Origin of the sequence: Legionella sp. D16C41, assembly GCF_048541585.1 — a bacterium.
Taxonomy (GTDB): Bacteria; Pseudomonadota; Gammaproteobacteria; order Legionellales; family Legionellaceae; genus Legionella_C.
In genome coordinates this window covers 1,998,462-2,015,232 of sequence record NZ_CP183303.1, presented here as the reverse complement: position 1 = coordinate 2,015,232, position 16,771 = coordinate 1,998,462, and the positions used below count along the sequence as shown (strand labels likewise).

The following is a 16,771-nucleotide window of genomic DNA, read 5'->3' as shown; positions in this document are numbered from 1 at the left end:
GTTTTATTCAATTGTTACTCGGTTGACCTCTTCAATAGTGGTAACGCCTTCTTTTATTTTTTCAAGCCCTGCTTGGTAGATAGTATTTAAACCTTCAGCTTGAGCTTGATGTAAAATATCAAATGAATTACCACCGGACATAATAACTCGTCCAATCTCTTTTGACATAGGCATAACTTCAAATAAACCAACTCGGCCTTTGTAACCGTTATTTGAACAGTGATGGCAGCCTACAGCTTTATATAATTTCATTGCCTGGGATTTCCTTTTCAGTAAATCCTAGTTCTACCAAGCTTTGTGGCGTTAAATCATCGCGAATAGCTTTACAAGAGTCGCATAAGCGACGTGCTAAACGTTGAGCAATAATTAGTGTTATTGAGCTAGCAATGTTAAAAGAGGGGACACCCATGTTACTTAAGCGGGTTAATGTTTCTGCTGCACTATTGGTATGGATAGTAGATAATACAAGATGCCCAGTTTGAGCAGCTTTAATAGCAATCTCCGCTGTTTCTAAATCCCTTATCTCACCAACCATAATAATGTCTGGGTCTTGACGTAAAAAAGAGCGTAAAGCGCCAGAAAAAGTTAATCCTGCTTTAGGATTAATATTGACTTGATTAATTCCTGGAATTTTAATTTCAACTGGGTCTTCTGCTGTGGAAATATTAACTTCCTTAATATTAAGAATATTAAGGGCTGTATATAATGTGACAGTTTTACCGCTGCCCGTTGGGCCCGTTACTAAAATCATCCCTTGCGGTTTTTCAATGGCTTTTAAAAAATTTTGTTTTTGAATAGGATTAAAGCCTAATGATTCAACTCCAAGTTTAGTGGCGCCTGGGTCAAGAATACGCATAACTACTTTTTCGCCACCAACAGTAGGGCAGGTACTAACTCTAAAATCAACAGCGCGTGCTTTAGTTAATCGCATCTTAAAGCGCCCATCCTGCGGAATACGTTTTTCTGAGATGTCTAAATTTGACATTACTTTAATTCTTGACGTAATTCGGCTGGCTAGACTAATTGGTGGTACTGCTACTTCGGTTAATAGCCCATCGAGACGATAACGAATACGATAGTCTTTTTCATAAGGCTCGAAATGAATATCAGAAACCCCTTTTTTGATTGCTTCAAGAATAATTTTATTTACAAATCTAACAATAGGAGCATCTTCTTGTTTAAGGGCGTCAATTTCTTGGTCATCTTCATTAGCATTAATTTCCATCTCTTCATAGTTGCTATCGGTATTACCATAATTGGCAAGGCCTTCACTTTCTTTTTCATAAAGCAACTTATCAATTAATTTCCCTAATTTATCTGTCTCAACAATAATGGCATGAGTATGTAGCCCTGTATGAAACTGGACTTCTTTTAAGGCAACTTGTTTGCTTGGATCGTCTAATCCTAAATATAAATGATTACCGTGTGTATAAAGTGGAATAATACAATGTCTTGTTATTAGTTTGTCATTAACAAGGGAGATAGGCATAATATCAGGGTTGATACAATTTAAGTCTAATAAAGGAACGCCGAAATTTTGCGCAATAATTAGCGCAACTCGCTCTGCCTCTAAAATATGATTAGATATAAGGTATTGTAAAAGAGTCTGTTTGTTATTTTGAGCAAGCCGTTGATATTCTAAGGCTTTTCCTTTATCTAAAAGATTTTCATGGACCATTAATTGGGCAATACCTTGCAAGGATTGGTCTTCTGCTGTTGCCGTCATAGCTTAGTTGGTTTTAAGATTCCTAATGATTACTATAGACAAAATTGTTTTAATGTGCATTAAAAATATCATCAAGATTCACAAAAAAACAATTTTTTATTAATCATAATTTTAATTAGGCTAGGTAGTCAGCCTATAATTTTTCATTAATTTTATAAATTTATCTTTGTGCTTCGTGAGCCTTGTACTCTTTGCTAGTTATTTAAGAGTATATTAATCTTATTGTTTCAATATAATTATTTTATGTTGAAAAATCAGGAAGCTTGCTGTCCTATAGGCTCTGTGGTAAAAAGGTAAATTTATTATCTAGGGCGATCATTTTGTCTTTAGAGGAACAGCAAAGTAAATTTTACGCTTTAAATGATTGGTGTCATACCGAGCAGGGTGTAAAGGTTATTCAAGCCTTTCTTAGTGAGCTAACGCCTCTAAAAGATCTTTTGCATGGTAATACTCTGCTGCAATTAGGTTATTGTGGCAGTAACCTTTTTACTTCTAACTTACGTTTTCAACACAAATGGATAGCAACGCCTTATCTAGATAAAACCTCTAATGCTGTAATGCTATTTAATCAATTACCATTAGATAGAGAAAGTATTGATTGCCTTATTGCACCACTTACGTTAGATATTTTAGCGGCTAAAAGCTCACTTGATGAAATTGATAGAGTGCTTAAGCCACTAGGTTATATCATTTTTTTTGGTATAAATCCTATTAGTTTATGGGGATGGTGGTTACAAAAAGCAAATAAAAAGAGTTTTGCAGAGTTATTAGGTAAACCTAGGTCAGTTTTATCTATTAAGCGGGCAATGTCACATCGAGGCTATATTCAGTGTCATTTATCTACTTTTTACTATGTACCACCTTGCAAATCTGAAAAATGGCTGAAAAAATTTGAACTATTTAATGAAATAGGCAAAATGATTTCACCTATTCCAGCCGGTTTTTATTGCCTTGTTATGCAAAAACACCAAGAAAACTTAGTTGGTCCTATTTTGCTAGAGGAAGAAGAGGAAACCATTAATACAGTTAATCCTGTAACATTACAACCCACTTGTAAACAATAATAGCTTGCCTAAAGTTCAACTCTTATCAATGAAAAGAATTTGGCATATTTTGAAGTAACATAATGCTCTAAATGCTAATAGAGAGTGTTACACTTTGCTTTGCAGCATTTTTACTTAACCTTCGCTCAAATCTAAGCTTTCATCGAGCTTCTACAGGAGCTCCCGGAGCCTGCACAAGCGATTTGATGGATAAAAAAAAGAAAGACAATACCTAAGCTCTTTTTTATTAATAGCCTTTTAATCATCTACAATCCTGGCTGAGTAAATAAATTAAATAGTTACGGAACAAACAAGCGCATTAGTGTAGATAGAGCCGGTGGTTAGGTTATTGAGATATTGATTATTTACTCTATGTAAATGGCCCGGGCCTAGATAAAAGAAGCGATAACCACATTCCAATGGTATTTGGGCAATATTGTTTAAACGAATTCCTGCACCAACTGTAACAGAAAAGTTAGTTGTTGAGGTTCCTGCAAACGCATTATCAGGTATAGTAACTTCATCTAATGGTATTTCATGATAACTTGAAGTGCGCATAAAATTAGGGCCAATTCCTGCATCGACAGTAAAATTGTATGCTGGATTATTAGTGTATATAAGCGCTTTAGCTGCAAGGTAAACAGGTATGTTTTGAATATTGTACTTATAAGCAAGGTTATTAAATATATCTTCTTGAATAATATTACCTTTTACGGAAGTTTGACCTAAATAGAAAGCATTAAATCCATATGAAAGCTGAAGCCAATTGTAAAAAGGGCCATTAAAATACAAGCCAATACCCGCAAGTCCACTAATTTCAGAATCGTTATGCGCGGTGTATTGATTACCTATTAAACTGTCTATATTAATGTGTTGATTTTTGCCTTCAGGTGCCCAAAAGAAACCGCCTTGAATATGAACAGACCAAGGCTTAGGAGGGTTTATATTACCCATAGTTCCTGCAGAACAAACAAGCGGTAGTGTAAAACTTGCAATAAGCATTTTAGCTAAACGCATAATTATCCTTAATTATAAAGTCCTTAGGTTATGCAAGCACATAAGTTATTATACATTTACCTAAAGGTCAATTAGTTTAAAATCCTAGCGTTAATCAGGTTAAACTCTCTTAATTCAATAATATATTCTTTAGCTAAAGTGCATTAAAAACAACTAAAATTATAGATAGATTCAGTCATAGCATGAAAAAATTAAATGTTTTTGCAGTTAACGCATTGCACATTAACAAAGAATCACAAAATAAAAAATAAGCGTTTATTTTTTAAGGTTATGCGTTATACATAGTAAATTACTTAAAAGACACTAGTAGGAAAAATAGTTCTCTGTATAATGTAGCCATTTAATTTTCTGGTTATAATTAATGTCTAAAAAATCTTTATATCGTTTAATTTTCGCTAACCAGGATGTCGTCTATGAAATTTATGCGCAAAAGGTTTGTGAAAGTCAAATGTTTGGTTTTCTTGAGGTTGAAGAATTTGTTTTTGGCGAAAACACCTCTTTGGTGGTTGATCCCTCTGAGGAGCGTTTAAAGCTTGAATTTGGGAATGTAAAGCGTACCTTTATTCCTATGCATTTTATTTATCGGATTGATGAGGTCAGTAAACAAGGCGTAGGTAAAGTTACAGAAAAAACAAAAGGAACTGATAATAAAGTAAGTTTATTTCCTGTACCTGAGAAGCGTTAATTCATTATTAAAATAGGTCTACCAATGTCAATTCCAAGCAAAATTAAAGAAGTCTATGAAAAATCTACCTGCTTATATACAACTAAAGAGGTAGAAGCAGCTCTTGATAGAATGGCAATTAATATTCATCAAGAGCTTTATGATAAAAACCCTATCATTTTATGTGTAATGATTGGTGGATTAATTCCTATGGGGAATCTTTTACCTAGACTGGATTTTCCACTAGAAGTTGATTACGTTCATGCTACCCGCTATAAGGGAGATATTAAAGCTGGTGACTTAATTTGGAAAGTAAAGCCTAGCCTTAACTTAGCTGGACGTACCGTTTTAGTGATAGATGACATCCTTGATGGTGGGTTAACTTTAGCGGCTATTATTGAAGATGTAAAAAAGATGGGTGCTAGCAATGTTTATAGTGCTGTTTTAGTAGATAAACATCACAAGCGTGACCCAAATGGTTTGAAAAATGCCGATTTTGTTGGTTTACATGTAGATGATCATTATATTTTTGGCTATGGTATGGATTATAATGAGTATTTACGTAATGCGCCTGGAATTTTCGTTGTTTCTCCAGAGCATGAATAGCAATAATTTATTGGTTTAAATTAAAGTATCTTCATTACTTAATGAAGATACTAAATAGGAAATATATCGCACCAGCCAGTAGGTTTTTGACTTAAAGCATAGGATAGTAGAAGACTAAACTTTATATGCTGAAAGCTCACTTAACTTAGCGAGTGACGCCTCTATTAAATATACTTTCGAGAGCTAGGGAATTTATTAAGTGCTGTATGTATTTGTTTATATAGTTCAGGTAACCAACGTGGTTGTGCAAAGTTTGTGGTAGCAGGTTTGGCAGTACGCAAGTCATTTGGCGCTATTATTAATTTAGTGTGATTTAAACCTACTCGACGAGCTAGCAAAAATAACTGATCAATAGCTCGGTCTCCAACCGCCAAGCAGCCAACTGAAAACGATTTCCCATGTAAGAATATATTGTTTCCTAAGCTGCGACGTCCATCTTTAATAGCTTGCAGCCTATCAAAATTATTTGGATAGTCAATCATCATTGATAAATGCATGCTACTGAAAGGATTAAAATTTACTAAACGATAAACACCTTCTGGAATTTGTCCGTCACGCTCCTTTAACTTAGGCCCGAGTCGTCCACTGAACGCTGTTAAAGGATAGTTATGAATAAAGCGCCAGATATTTTTATCGTCTTTTGCCCATAATTCAATTTTTCGCTCCTTTTTAAAGGCGAGGAAAGCAATTTCTTGAGGCGGATAGCTGACTTTTGCTTTGTTAAAAAAGCGAATCATTTCTGGCTCTGTGCGTAATCCATACCGAAGAATAGCGTTATCAACGGCTTTATCCCAATTTAGTTTTGGTGCCATTCCTAAGACAAAATTGCTTATGGATATCAGCCAGCATAAAAAGAAAAGACGCATACGCTTAGGAAGAAATAAAATTTTCAGCATATTAATAAAATAGTAATCTGTGATTTAGGCAAGCTCTTTAACAAAATCTGTCAAGAGCCACAACTTATAATACGTTGGAATAAAAAAGAAAGGAATAAGAAGTTGAAAGTAAGTTAAAATAAATTTAGTACTAGAAAGTTAATTGTAATTGCTATTTTTTAATAGAGCATAGTTTTGGTTAAGGCTAGTAGTATTAACTAGCCAATAGGAATGCAAAGGCTTAGTCTAAGCCATTGCATTTTGGTTAAGTTGTTTAATTTGGGTGCTTTGAAATTTCTTTTGTAAAGCAGGTGGTAGTTGCTTTAAGATAAAGTCAGGCGCAGTATTTAAACCACCTATTGAAGGAATTAAACCATAATGATTAGGACACATAAATTTTACTGAACCATCTTGGCTTATTTTGTAAAATATATAGCGATAGGAACAATAATTTAATTTTTGAAAAGTTCCTACCTGAAAAATAGGGGTTCCAGGCAGACGATTTTCTATAAACCAGGCATTCATCCAGAGGTTAATTAGCAAGAAGCCTATACCAATGACTGAAATGGCACCAAGCAAGCTATTGAAATAACGAAAAGAAGCTATTTCACTGCGGAAATTCAGTGTTAAAAAGATAATACAAGCTAATATAATTAAGAGATTAAGTGAATATATAAAAGCTCGTAAATAATTAAAATAAGAGCCAAGTATCTCACCACCAGCAATTTCATAGTGAATAACAAGCGAGATAATACTTATCCAAACTGCTAAGACAATATAACTTTTTCGTCTATTTTTTACCCCTAATACTAAAAGCAGTAAACTGAGTAGGGGTAAAATAATATGCATTAAATCCCTAAAGTAGCTCATTTTAATTTCCTTTTGACCACCTAATATAAAATCATAGTATAAGAATAAACTATAATGAACTTCTTTCCAAACTGCTATTAATAGCTAATCTCAGTTAATCAAGACGCTCTATAATACTCATATAACTCTAATACATGGCCTTTGTTTAACGTCTTACCGAACGGCCCTTGCTACTCAGTAATAGCCTGAAAAAACTGTTCAGTATTAAATGTTTATTAGTTTATTTAAAAAGCCCTATCTAATCTGCCTTTTGTTAAAAAAGCTATATAAAGGCCTCAATGGTCTTTAGTTGTCAGAAGTGGCTTTGCCGAATTTTCTTTAATCAATAAAATAATGGGTAAAGTAGGGTATTGAGTGCGTCTTAACTTACGCGGCAGCCATATGGGCATAACATTCCGTTTTTGTGAAAAATGAGGTAATGCAGTACTAACATAATCGATAGCTGTGTTTTTTGTAGCTGCTTTTGAAGATGAATAGATACTCACTGAGCCAAGCCAAATAGGCTGCTTAAAATGTTTTAAGTGATAATTTGAGCGCCAGATTCTTAAAATTACTGTTGGACTATTAGAATCAGGCTGATAAGTGATCACCAATACAGGTTTTCGATTTAAATAAAGCTGGGCCATAAGTGGTGAATCTACTGAGGTATGTCCTCCACCGACACGTTTAATTAATGATTTAATAAACGATTCATTTTCCTTTTGCCATCCTGCATTAATTAAGGCTGTTTCCAAATGATTTAAATTACCAACATACTGAATATTAAATAAGCTAATACGTTTACCAAATCGGTTAGTACGATAAATAGGCAATAGAGGTTGTTGCTGATTCCACCAAACATCATCGGTAAAAACGTATTGAACTAAGTATATTTGATGAGAACGTATTGCCGATTCATAATTAAAGACTAATGAAATAGTTGTACCTAAAAGCAGTATTAGAAATAAAAAAGGGGATAAAAAAGGTTTATAGGTGATTGGCTTGCCATGACGACGATATAAAAGCCAAAAAAATAAACTTATACTTAATCCAGCAAGATAGGCGCCTAAAACATCTATAGCCCAGTTATCGCCTAAATAAATATAAGCGGCTCCAGCAATAAATAAAATAACAGGTAATAAAATAGTTAAAATTTGATTAAAGCGGCATTTTCCATATTTATTAAGAAATAAAATAATGCCTATAAATTGCGCTGTGGCAAATGTTAAATGCATTGCAGGATAGGAATAACCCCATTTTATTTCTAAAAGATCACTAGGCCTTGGGCTAGTAATAAATAAGTGTGTGATAATTATCCAAATAACGCAGGTTAAATTAATATTTAACCAGTAAATAAGCGTGCGCTTGTCTTTAAAATAAATGGTAATTAGTAAGATAAAAACAAATAAAGTTAATAAACTAGCATCGCTTACAAATTGACTAAAACTAATAAAGAAAATATCAAAAGGATGAGTCTTAAAACTCTGTAAAAAAAAGTGAATAGATTCATTAATAGTTTTATGCCCTATGCCCTGAGTAACGAATACACTAAATAAACAAAAAAGAAAAAAGCATAAAGCAAAGCCTAAACATAAAGAGATGGTTTGATAATGTTTACTTTCACCAGGAGGCGTTAAGAATTGAATTAATTTTGCAAAGCGAGGGTGCTTTACTGACCAAGTCCAAAAATCTTGAAACTGAATTCTTAAAAAAGTATGAAGTTGGATAACTAGCCATCTAACACCAACTGAAATAAGCCATAATCCTGCCAGAAAAATTAATACTACAATAAACAAACGTGTGGCAATTTCTGGCGATAATTCACTGCTTGCCGCACCAATAAAAATACCAGGAACAACATACAAAAAAGCCCAACCAATAGCTGAAATTACATTAGCTGTAAAGAAACGCCATTGACTCATACGCATCATTCCAGCAATAAGAGGGATTAATGAGCGTAGCGGACCTATAAAACGACCAAGTAACACACTTTTACCACCATGCCGTTGAAAATAGGTTTGACCATACGTAAGCCACGTTGGGTTTTTACGAAAAGGCCAGATTTCTCTTAGGCGGTCTTTAAAGGTATAGCCTAGTAAATAGCTAAAGCTATCGCCAGCAATGGCACCTAAGGTGGCTGCTAGCAATGTTAAATCGATGCGCATGACGCCTGAGCCTGCTAATATTCCTACAGCAGTCATGGTAACTGAGCCTGGAATGATACTCCCTACGACGGCTAATGATTCTGCAAATGAAACAATAAAAGTAAAAAGCAGGGCCCAATTAGGATGAGTTTCCAGCCAAAGTGTAATAGGATGTATGTATTCTGAAAATAATTGCATAGTTCATTAATTGTTAAAGGATTCAGAAAACAGAGCTGCTAATTTATTATTAACATCTGCAAAATTGATGTCAGGTACATAATCATATATTTGAGTCATTTGCAATTTAGCGAAGCCACATGGATTAATGCCAGCAAAGGGAGTTAAATCCATTTTTACATTTAATGCAATGCCATGGTAAGTGCAACCATTTTTTACCCTAAGTCCAATAGAGGCTATTTTTTTATTATCCACATAGACACCAGGGGCTTTTTCTCGTGTTGTGCCTAAAATATTGTACTCGCTAAGTAGTAAAATTAAAATCTGTTCTAATTGGCTAACTAGCGTTCGAATACCTAAATTGCGTTGTTGTAAATCCATTAATAAATAAGCCACAATTTGGCCAGGGCCATGATAAGTTACCTGTCCACCTCTATCTGATTGAATAAGCGGAATACCTTTGGGGTTAATAATATGTTCTGCTTTCCCAGCCTGCCCCTGTGTATAAACTGGCGGATGCTCAAGTAGCCAGCACTCATCATTAGTGTTAGGTGTTCGACTAATCGTAAAATGCTTCATTTTTTCCCAAGTAGCGAGATAGTCTTGTTGGCCTAGCTGACGAACTATCAACATTATAACACCATCTTGATTCCAGGGTATTGAGTAAGCTCTTGATACAAAGCGTCTAACTCTTGCTGACAAGTAGGATATACTGTTGCTGTGATTGCCAAATAATTACCATTCTCACTTGCTTTTGAAATAATTTTGGCATTATCAGTATTAGGAAAATGTTTTAAAATAATCGCTGTGATTTCTTCTTGAAAATGAAGAGAATTAACCCCAATAATTTTAATTGGGAAATCACAAGGAAATTCAATAATTGATTTATCAGTCATTAAAGCCTTTAATTAATTGTTGATACTCATTATGCAATTGTAACCAATAGCTATCAGCATGGCTCTGGCCAATCGCTATACCATCAAGAGTTGCTATAGGATATATTTCTTTAGTTGTGCTAGTTATCCAAATTTCAGTGGCATTAAATGCCGCTTGCACAGAAACAGGCTCCTCTTTAAAGGGTAGCTTAAGCCGCCTTATTAATTCAATAGTTATTTGCCTGGTAATACCAGGTAAGCAAAGATTAGATAAGGGCGGCGTTTGAATAATGCCTTGCTTATCAACCAAAAAGAAATTGGTAGTACTGCCCTCAATTAAAAATCCATTGCGCATTAGCAACGCTACATCTTTGCCTTCAGCTAAAGCTTCTTCATTAAGTAAAATATTACCTAAAAGAGAAGTGGTTTTAATATCACATCGTAACCAACGAATATCTTCAAGCAATTTCGCGTGTAGTCCTTGCTGTTTTTCTGCAAGGGTTGGATAAGGATTATGCAAAGTAAAAGCAAAGCAGGTAGGTTCAATGCTTTGAGGGACATCATGTTTGCGACTTCCTTGGTTACCGCGTGTAATTTGAATATATAATTGTAGATTGCCGCCACCATTATATTGAATCAGCTCTAACAAAATAGCTTCCCACTGATAAGATAGTGGCTTAAATTTTAATTTTTTAAGATTTGTATTTAATCGTTCTAAGTGTAAATCTAGAAAACAAGGTTTGCTATTATAAACCGGAATAACTTCATAAATAGCATCACCAAAAAGAACGCTGCGATCAAAAATAGAAATCTTTGCGTCCTTAGCTGGACAATACTCACCATTTAAATAAACAATGGAATTCATTAAAATCTCAACCAAACCAGCGTTTAAACATTAAGTGAACAGAATCTTTGCAACGAGTAAGAAAACCGCCTGTTGGCACTTCTTCTAAGGAATACAAAGGATAAGTCTCAAGTACTTTATCATCAAAGCGTACAATTAAATTACCAATACGATCACCTTTTTTTATAGGTGCTTCTAGAGCTTGTGGTACTTCACTATTCATGCTCAAGCGTTGGTACTGACCTGTAGGAATGGTAATAAATTGATCTTGTAATAATCCTACCTTAAGTTTACTAGCCTTGCCTTTATAAATAGGTAGCTCCGAAACGCTTTGGTTTGCTTTATACAGCTCATGCGTTTCATAAAAACGAAAGCCATAATTTAATAAACGCTCACTATCGTCTGCACGAATTGAATCACTGGGAGAGCCCAAAACAACAGCTAATAAACGCATATTATCACGTTGCGCTGAAGAGACTAAACAAAATCCTGCCTCACTAGTATGACCCGTTTTAACACCATCAACTTGACTATTTCGCCATAACAAACGATTACGATTTGGCTGGCGAATACCATTGAAGGTAAACCATTTTTGTTTATACCAATGATAATATTGTGGAAAATCATTAATTAATGCCCTTCCCAAAATCGCCAAGTCCTTAGCTGTAGTATATAATTTTTGATCAGGTAAGCCCGTACTATCAGTAAAATGACTATTTTTCATACCCAATTGCTGAGCTTGTTGATTCATAATCTCAGCAAACCCTGCCTCGCTACCGCCCAAATGTTCTGCCACAGCCACACAAGCATCATTGCCAGAATCCACAATAATCCCTTTAAGTAAATCTTCAATAGAAACCTCCTGACCCTCTTTTACAAACATACGCGAGCCCGCAGTTTTCCAAGCATCATGACTAATCCGCACCATATCATTAAGGTGAATCTGTTCACTACGAAGCGCATTCGAAGTAACATAAAGCGTCATCATTTTAGTTAAGCTCGCAGGCGGTAACTTCTGCTCACTATTTTTCTCAGCAATAATCTTACCACTATTAACATCAATCAAAATAAAAGCCTGCGCATTAATAGCAGGAGGCGTAGGCGTAATAAGTGGTTTATTTGTCAAACTAGAAGGTAAAGGAGAGGCAACATTAGCAAGTGAAGAGTTAGCATAAAAAGTGCTTGAATTTAAAATTAATGAAGTAGCAAATACTACCTTAATCGCAGTGGGTAAAATCCTCATTTTTATACTCATTATTCCAAAATGTTGCCATAGTATCACAGGCTTAAGCAGCCATCCAATAGACCTCATCGCATAACCTACTTATTTTAAGTTATAACTGCGTTACAAAGGATTTTGCGGTGCTCATTTACTTAATTGTAAACTCCGCTCCTCAAATCCTTTGCGCCTTATTCTAACTTAAACTAAGTAGGTTATGAGTTAAGTCATAACTGCGTTACAAAGGATTTTGCGGTGCTCATTTACTTAATTGTAAACTCCGCTCCTCAAATCCTTTGCGCCTTGTTCTAACTTAAACTAAGTAGGTTATGAGTTAAGTCATAACTTCGTTACAAAGGATTTTGCACTGCTCATTTACTTAATTGTAAACTCCGCTCCTCAAATCCTTTGCGCCTTGTTCTAATTTAAACTAAGTAGGTTATGAGTTAAGTCATAACTTCGTTACAAAGGATTTTGAACTGCTCATTTACTTAATTGTAAATTCTATGTTTAGTAAAACTTTTGCACTTTGTCTTAAGTTAGAATAAATTATGTAGGGTTTCATAATTTTATTAAGATAAGGCTCTAAAGAGTAATAAAAATTTAAAGAGTAATAATTTATGCAGGGGTTAATTTTAATTTTATTGTTAATGCTAACGGGCTGTTATCATCAGTCAAATCTTATTAAGCCTTCTTCGGTTAACCAACAAAGGCAAGCAAGGTTTAAGAATGTTTTATTTCGCAATAAGCAAAATAGTTTAAATAGTGTAGCTCATAAAAAAGATGGAGCTCCTTTTGGACCACCACCAACAAAATTTCAACGTCTTAAGCCTGTGTATGAACCTTTAAGTCGTTATGGTAATCCTGAATCCTATGCTGTTGAAGGTCGAACTTATTCGGTATTAAGAACAGCTAACGGCTATAAAACGCGAGGTATTGCCTCTTGGTATGGTACTAAATTTCATAAACAGCGTACCTCCAGTGGCGAAAATTATAATATGTATGCTATGACTGCAGCGCACAAAACGTTGCCTTTACCTACTTATTTAAAAGTAAAAAATTTAACTAACGGTCGTGAAGCGATTGTAAAAGTCAATGATAGAGGACCTTTTCGTCATGATCGTATTCTCGATTTATCTTATGCTGCAGCTGCAAAATTAGGTTTATTAACCCATGGAACAGCACCGGTAGAAATTGAGGCGCTAGCTATTCCTGGTAAATCAACGTTTGCTCATTACTATGTCCAAGCAGGTGCTTTTACCTCTAAAGACTTAGCAAAGTTATTACAAAAGAAACTTACTAAGTTTACCCCTTCTCCTGTAGTTGTTGAAAAGCACAAAGAACAATTTATTGTAAAAGTGGGACCTTTTGCAGATAAAAAAATGACAGAAAAACTTAAAATGCAGCTCGCAGCTCATGGTGTAGCGGGCTCATTTACGATGCTACAATAGCTATCTGAAGTTAGAGTTATAAGGCTTACCTAAATGCTTTATTAGTATTTAGGTAGCTTTGTTATGAGTTATTAGCTGAATCAATAACAACTCGTGTTCCTAGTGCACCACCACCTGGTAAGTCCACAAATTCCTCATTTAGCCAGCGGGCATCTTCAATAAACATTCTTATACAGCCATGACTTGCTCGATAGCCTGGAACTTCATTACTACCATGTAAGGCATAACCGCGAAAAAAATGCATGCAAAAAGGCATTACAGCGCCACCGCTATCACCATCTGGACGCCTAGGAAAAGCAGTTGAAATACAATCAATATCTTGTTTGCGGACTATATGAAATGAACCTGTGGGAGTAGTACAGCCGCCATATACACCCGGGCATTTATCTAAACCAGAAGATATAGGCCCCCACCAAACTAATTCTCCAGATTCATCGTAAGCGCCCCAAGCTAATTTTTGCTGGCTAACATAAATTGTCTTCTCTCCTTTACTTTCTATATAACGTGGGAATGGAGAGACATCATAAACACTTAATCGGTCAAGGTTTTTAGGAACAGCTATAGTCATGCCGGGACGCAAACGTATATTCATTCTATTAACCCGTTTTACAATATCAAGTGCTTCCGGGTTATGAAATAGTTTTTGCCAACTATCGCCAGGTTTAATTTTTAGACAAAAATAATCAGGTTGGTTACAAATAATCTCACCATAACGTGTTTGTGACCAAGCATTAATTACACAGGCCATCATCGTTATAATTATTAGTAGTAATCGTTGCATAATTACTCCGATATAGATGGTTATTGACTATATTAGCGACATGTTCTTAAAAAACTTAAATAGACTTCGTGCGAAATGGTTAGTGACGCTTAATTTTAAACCAAGAAAGCACTGCAATATTTTCGTATACTTTATATGCATGTTACTTTGTCATTAGCCATTTCTAAACAATTATAAGGGATTTCTTAGTTGTTATGAGACACTTCAATTTATTACTATATAGGAATATTTTAAGATAAATAGACATTTTCATATAATAAATTTCTTTTAATGCTTATTATTTGTACGTTTAAGTAAAGGGATGCTAACTATAAAGTTATTTTCACGTTATACTATCGCCATTCAATTTGTAGGATTTAGTTTATGAGTTGGCTTAAGAAATTATTACCTTCTATTATTAAAACAGAATCTAGTCAAAAGAAAGGCGTACCAGAAGGTTTATGGGTTAAATGTCAAGGGTGTAATTCTGTATTATACTCAACTGAGCTTATAAAAAATTTATCTGTATGTCCTAGCTGTAATCATCATCATCGCATTACTGCCAGAGAGCGTTTAAATCAATTTTTAGATGAATCTAGTCAAGAAGAAATTGTAGCTAATCTTGAGCCAATTGATCGATTAAAGTTTAAAGATTCCAAAAAATATAAAGATAGAATTAGCCAAGCACAAAAAGCAACTGGTGAACGCGAAGCATTAATAGTTATGAAAGGAACATTAGGATCGCATCCTGTAGTGGTCAGTGCTTTTGAATTTAATTTTATGGGTGGCTCCATGGGGGCAACCGTTGGTGAAAAATTTGTAAAGGCTGTTAAAGTGGCAACTGCCGAAAATAGGCCTTATATCTGTTTCACAGCAAGCGGAGGCGCTCGCATGCAAGAGGGATTATTTTCTTTAATGCAGATGGCTAAAACGTCTGCAGCTTTAGCCCGTTTTGCAGAAACCAAGCTGCCTTTTATTGTAGTGTTAACTGATCCAACCATGGGCGGTGTTTCGGCTAGCTTTGCAAGCTTAGGAGATATTATTATCGCTGAACCTAATGCTTTAATAGGATTTGCTGGCCCGCGTGTTATTGAGCAAACTGTACGACAAACGCTACCAGATGGTTTTCAACGTAGTGAGTTTTTATTGGAACATGGTCATATCGATATGATTTTAGAACGTAAAGCACTACGTCCTACTATTACTGAATTAATTTCTAAATTAACTCCGCATTGAAATGACTACAGAAAAAAGTTTAGCACAATGGCTTACTGATTTAGAAAATAGACACCAGCAAGAAATTCAACTTGGGCTTAACCGTATTAATAAAGTTGCTTCTAGATTAGACGTTCTTCACTTAAACGCTATTATTATTACAGTTGCAGGAACAAATGGTAAGGGGTCAACCGTTGCAGCCCTGGAGTCTATTTATAGTGAGGCAGGGTATCGTGTTGCCAGCTATACTTCTCCTCATTTAATAAATTTTAATGAACGTATACGGGTTAAAAGAAAACCTATCAATGATGCACAATTAATTGAAGCTTTTAAAGTTATTGATAGCGCCAGGGAAGAAATTCCATTAACTTATTTTGAGGTAGCGACTTTAGCTGCTTTATGGCATTTCAAGCAACATAATTTAGATCTAATTATTCTTGAAGTTGGTTTAGGTGGCCGCTTAGATGCGGTAAATTGTATTGACTCAGATTTAGCTATTATTACCACTATTGGTTATGATCATGAGGCTTATTTGGGCAACACTTTAGAAGCTATTGGCCATGAAAAAGCTGGAATTATTCGTAAAAATAAGCCTTTAATTTATGCAGATGAGCATGCTGTGCAAAGCGTTTTAACTAAAGCAACAAGTTGTGCAGCGCCAGTCTATCAAAATGGTCAAGAGTATAAATATAGATTGCTTGATCACCAAATGCAGTTCTTATTCAATGGGCTAACTATTCAATTACCAAAAACTCATTTCCATCCTAACTCTATAGCAGCAGCCATAATGGCAACCTTTTGTTTACAAAAAGAATTACCTCTACATGTTGACGACTGTATTGCAGGTATAAAAAAAATAAATTTAGCAGGACGATTACAAATTATTAAAGAGCCACATCCTACTCTTTTAGATGTTGCTCATAATCCGCAAGCAGCTCAATACTTAGCTTACTACTTGATAAATAATTATCGAAAGGGCAAACTACATGTTGTCTTTTCAGCTTTTGCTGATAAAGATATAATAGGGATGATTAAGCCACTGAAAGATTATGTTCATCATTGGTACCCAGCATTGCTACCTGGAAAACGCGCAGCTAAAGCTAAGCAGTTAATTTCTTCTTTAAAAGCTAACGAAATAAATATAAATACATGTTATAATAATCCATTTTTGGCATATCAAGCGGCTTGTAAACAGGTAAGCAGTAATGATTTAATTGTAGTTTTTGGTTCTTTTATAATAGTAAGTTCAATTTTATCTGCTTTAAGTTTTAATAAAAGCAAAACATCCTAATAGTAGTTTTTAGCG

Annotated in this window: 15 protein-coding genes and 1 pseudogene; 6 read left to right on the top strand and 10 right to left on the bottom strand. The window is 34.8% G+C overall.

The genetic code is table 11. The features are described 5' to 3' along the window. Positions 1-3: 3 nt before the first annotated feature. Positions 4-1,726 (bottom strand): annotated as a pseudogene (gene pilB, locus ACNVED_RS08800) (type IV-A pilus assembly ATPase PilB). 320 nt (positions 1,727-2,046) lie between these two features. On the opposite strand from pilB, the gene ACNVED_RS08795 reads away from it, so the two are divergent. Beyond that, the gene (locus ACNVED_RS08795) at positions 2,047-2,790 is read left to right on the top strand and encodes a methyltransferase domain-containing protein (protein WP_419418652.1); all 744 of its coding nucleotides are present in this window, start codon (positions 2,047-2,049) and stop codon (positions 2,788-2,790) included. Positions 2,791-3,060: 270 nt separating this feature from the next. Here the strand turns inward: ACNVED_RS08795 and ACNVED_RS08790 are convergent, their stop codons facing one another. Further along, a complete protein-coding gene (locus tag ACNVED_RS08790) occupies positions 3,061-3,786 on the bottom strand; it encodes a hypothetical protein (protein ID WP_419418651.1) in 726 nt (241 codons plus the stop codon). 361 nt (positions 3,787-4,147) lie between these two features. Between ACNVED_RS08790 and ACNVED_RS08785 the strand changes: the two genes are divergently transcribed. Both ACNVED_RS08785 and ACNVED_RS08780 read left to right on the top strand, forming a co-directional pair. After that, entirely contained in the window at positions 4,148-4,471 is a 324-nt protein-coding gene (locus tag ACNVED_RS08785; RefSeq protein WP_419418650.1) for a DUF1820 family protein, read from the top strand. Positions 4,472-4,495: 24 nt separating this feature from the next. After that, positions 4,496-5,056: a hypoxanthine-guanine phosphoribosyltransferase gene (locus tag ACNVED_RS08780; protein WP_419418649.1), complete on the top strand. Its 561-nt coding sequence runs from the start codon at positions 4,496-4,498 to the stop codon at positions 5,054-5,056. Between the two features lie 164 nt (positions 5,057-5,220). Here ACNVED_RS08780 and ACNVED_RS08775 read toward each other — a convergent pair whose 3' ends face one another. From ACNVED_RS08775 to ACNVED_RS08745, 7 genes are all read right to left on the bottom strand, one after another. Further along, entirely contained in the window at positions 5,221-5,868 is a 648-nt protein-coding gene (locus ACNVED_RS08775; RefSeq protein WP_419418648.1) for a L,D-transpeptidase family protein, read from the bottom strand. 309 nt (positions 5,869-6,177) lie between these two features. Further along, a complete protein-coding gene (locus ACNVED_RS08770) occupies positions 6,178-6,801 on the bottom strand; it encodes a type I secretion system protein LssZ (protein WP_419418647.1) in 624 nt (207 codons plus the stop codon). 275 nt (positions 6,802-7,076) lie between these two features. Continuing rightward, positions 7,077-9,122 (bottom strand): VTT domain-containing protein, encoded by a 2,046-nt coding sequence (locus tag ACNVED_RS08765; RefSeq protein WP_419418646.1) that lies wholly within the window; start codon positions 9,120-9,122, stop codon positions 7,077-7,079. Between the two features lie 6 nt (positions 9,123-9,128). After that, positions 9,129-9,731 (bottom strand): lipoyl(octanoyl) transferase LipB, encoded by a 603-nt coding sequence (lipB, locus tag ACNVED_RS08760; protein ID WP_419421163.1) that lies wholly within the window; start codon positions 9,729-9,731, stop codon positions 9,129-9,131. A gap of 2 nt (positions 9,732-9,733) precedes the next feature. Beyond that, positions 9,734-9,997: a YbeD family protein gene (locus ACNVED_RS08755; RefSeq protein ID WP_419418645.1), complete on the bottom strand. Its 264-nt coding sequence runs from the start codon at positions 9,995-9,997 to the stop codon at positions 9,734-9,736. Continuing rightward, on the bottom strand, positions 9,990-10,841 hold the full coding sequence (locus tag ACNVED_RS08750; RefSeq protein WP_419418644.1) for a D-amino acid aminotransferase: 852 nt from the start codon (positions 10,839-10,841) through the stop codon (positions 9,990-9,992). The genes ACNVED_RS08755 and ACNVED_RS08750 overlap by 8 nt, the downstream gene beginning before the upstream one ends. Positions 10,842-10,848: 7 nt before the next feature. Further along, entirely contained in the window at positions 10,849-12,063 is a 1,215-nt protein-coding gene (locus ACNVED_RS08745; protein WP_419418643.1) for a D-alanyl-D-alanine carboxypeptidase family protein, read from the bottom strand. Positions 12,064-12,659: 596 nt separating this feature from the next. Here ACNVED_RS08745 and ACNVED_RS08740 point away from each other — a divergent pair. Beyond that, positions 12,660-13,490: a septal ring lytic transglycosylase RlpA family protein gene (locus ACNVED_RS08740; RefSeq protein ID WP_419418642.1), complete on the top strand. Its 831-nt coding sequence runs from the start codon at positions 12,660-12,662 to the stop codon at positions 13,488-13,490. Positions 13,491-13,551: 61 nt separating this feature from the next. On the opposite strand, the gene ACNVED_RS08735 is transcribed toward ACNVED_RS08740, so the two are convergent. Further along, positions 13,552-14,271: a L,D-transpeptidase gene (locus tag ACNVED_RS08735; RefSeq protein ID WP_419418641.1), complete on the bottom strand. Its 720-nt coding sequence runs from the start codon at positions 14,269-14,271 to the stop codon at positions 13,552-13,554. A 363-nt stretch (positions 14,272-14,634) separates the two neighbouring features. Here ACNVED_RS08735 and accD point away from each other — a divergent pair, with 363 nt between their 5' ends. Beyond that, positions 14,635-15,486 (top strand): acetyl-CoA carboxylase, carboxyltransferase subunit beta, encoded by an 852-nt coding sequence (gene accD / locus ACNVED_RS08730; protein ID WP_419418640.1) that lies wholly within the window; start codon positions 14,635-14,637, stop codon positions 15,484-15,486. Position 15,487: 1 nt separating this feature from the next. Next, positions 15,488-16,756 (top strand): bifunctional tetrahydrofolate synthase/dihydrofolate synthase, encoded by a 1,269-nt coding sequence (gene folC, locus ACNVED_RS08725; protein ID WP_419418639.1) that lies wholly within the window; start codon positions 15,488-15,490, stop codon positions 16,754-16,756. Positions 16,757-16,771 lie beyond the last annotated feature (15 nt).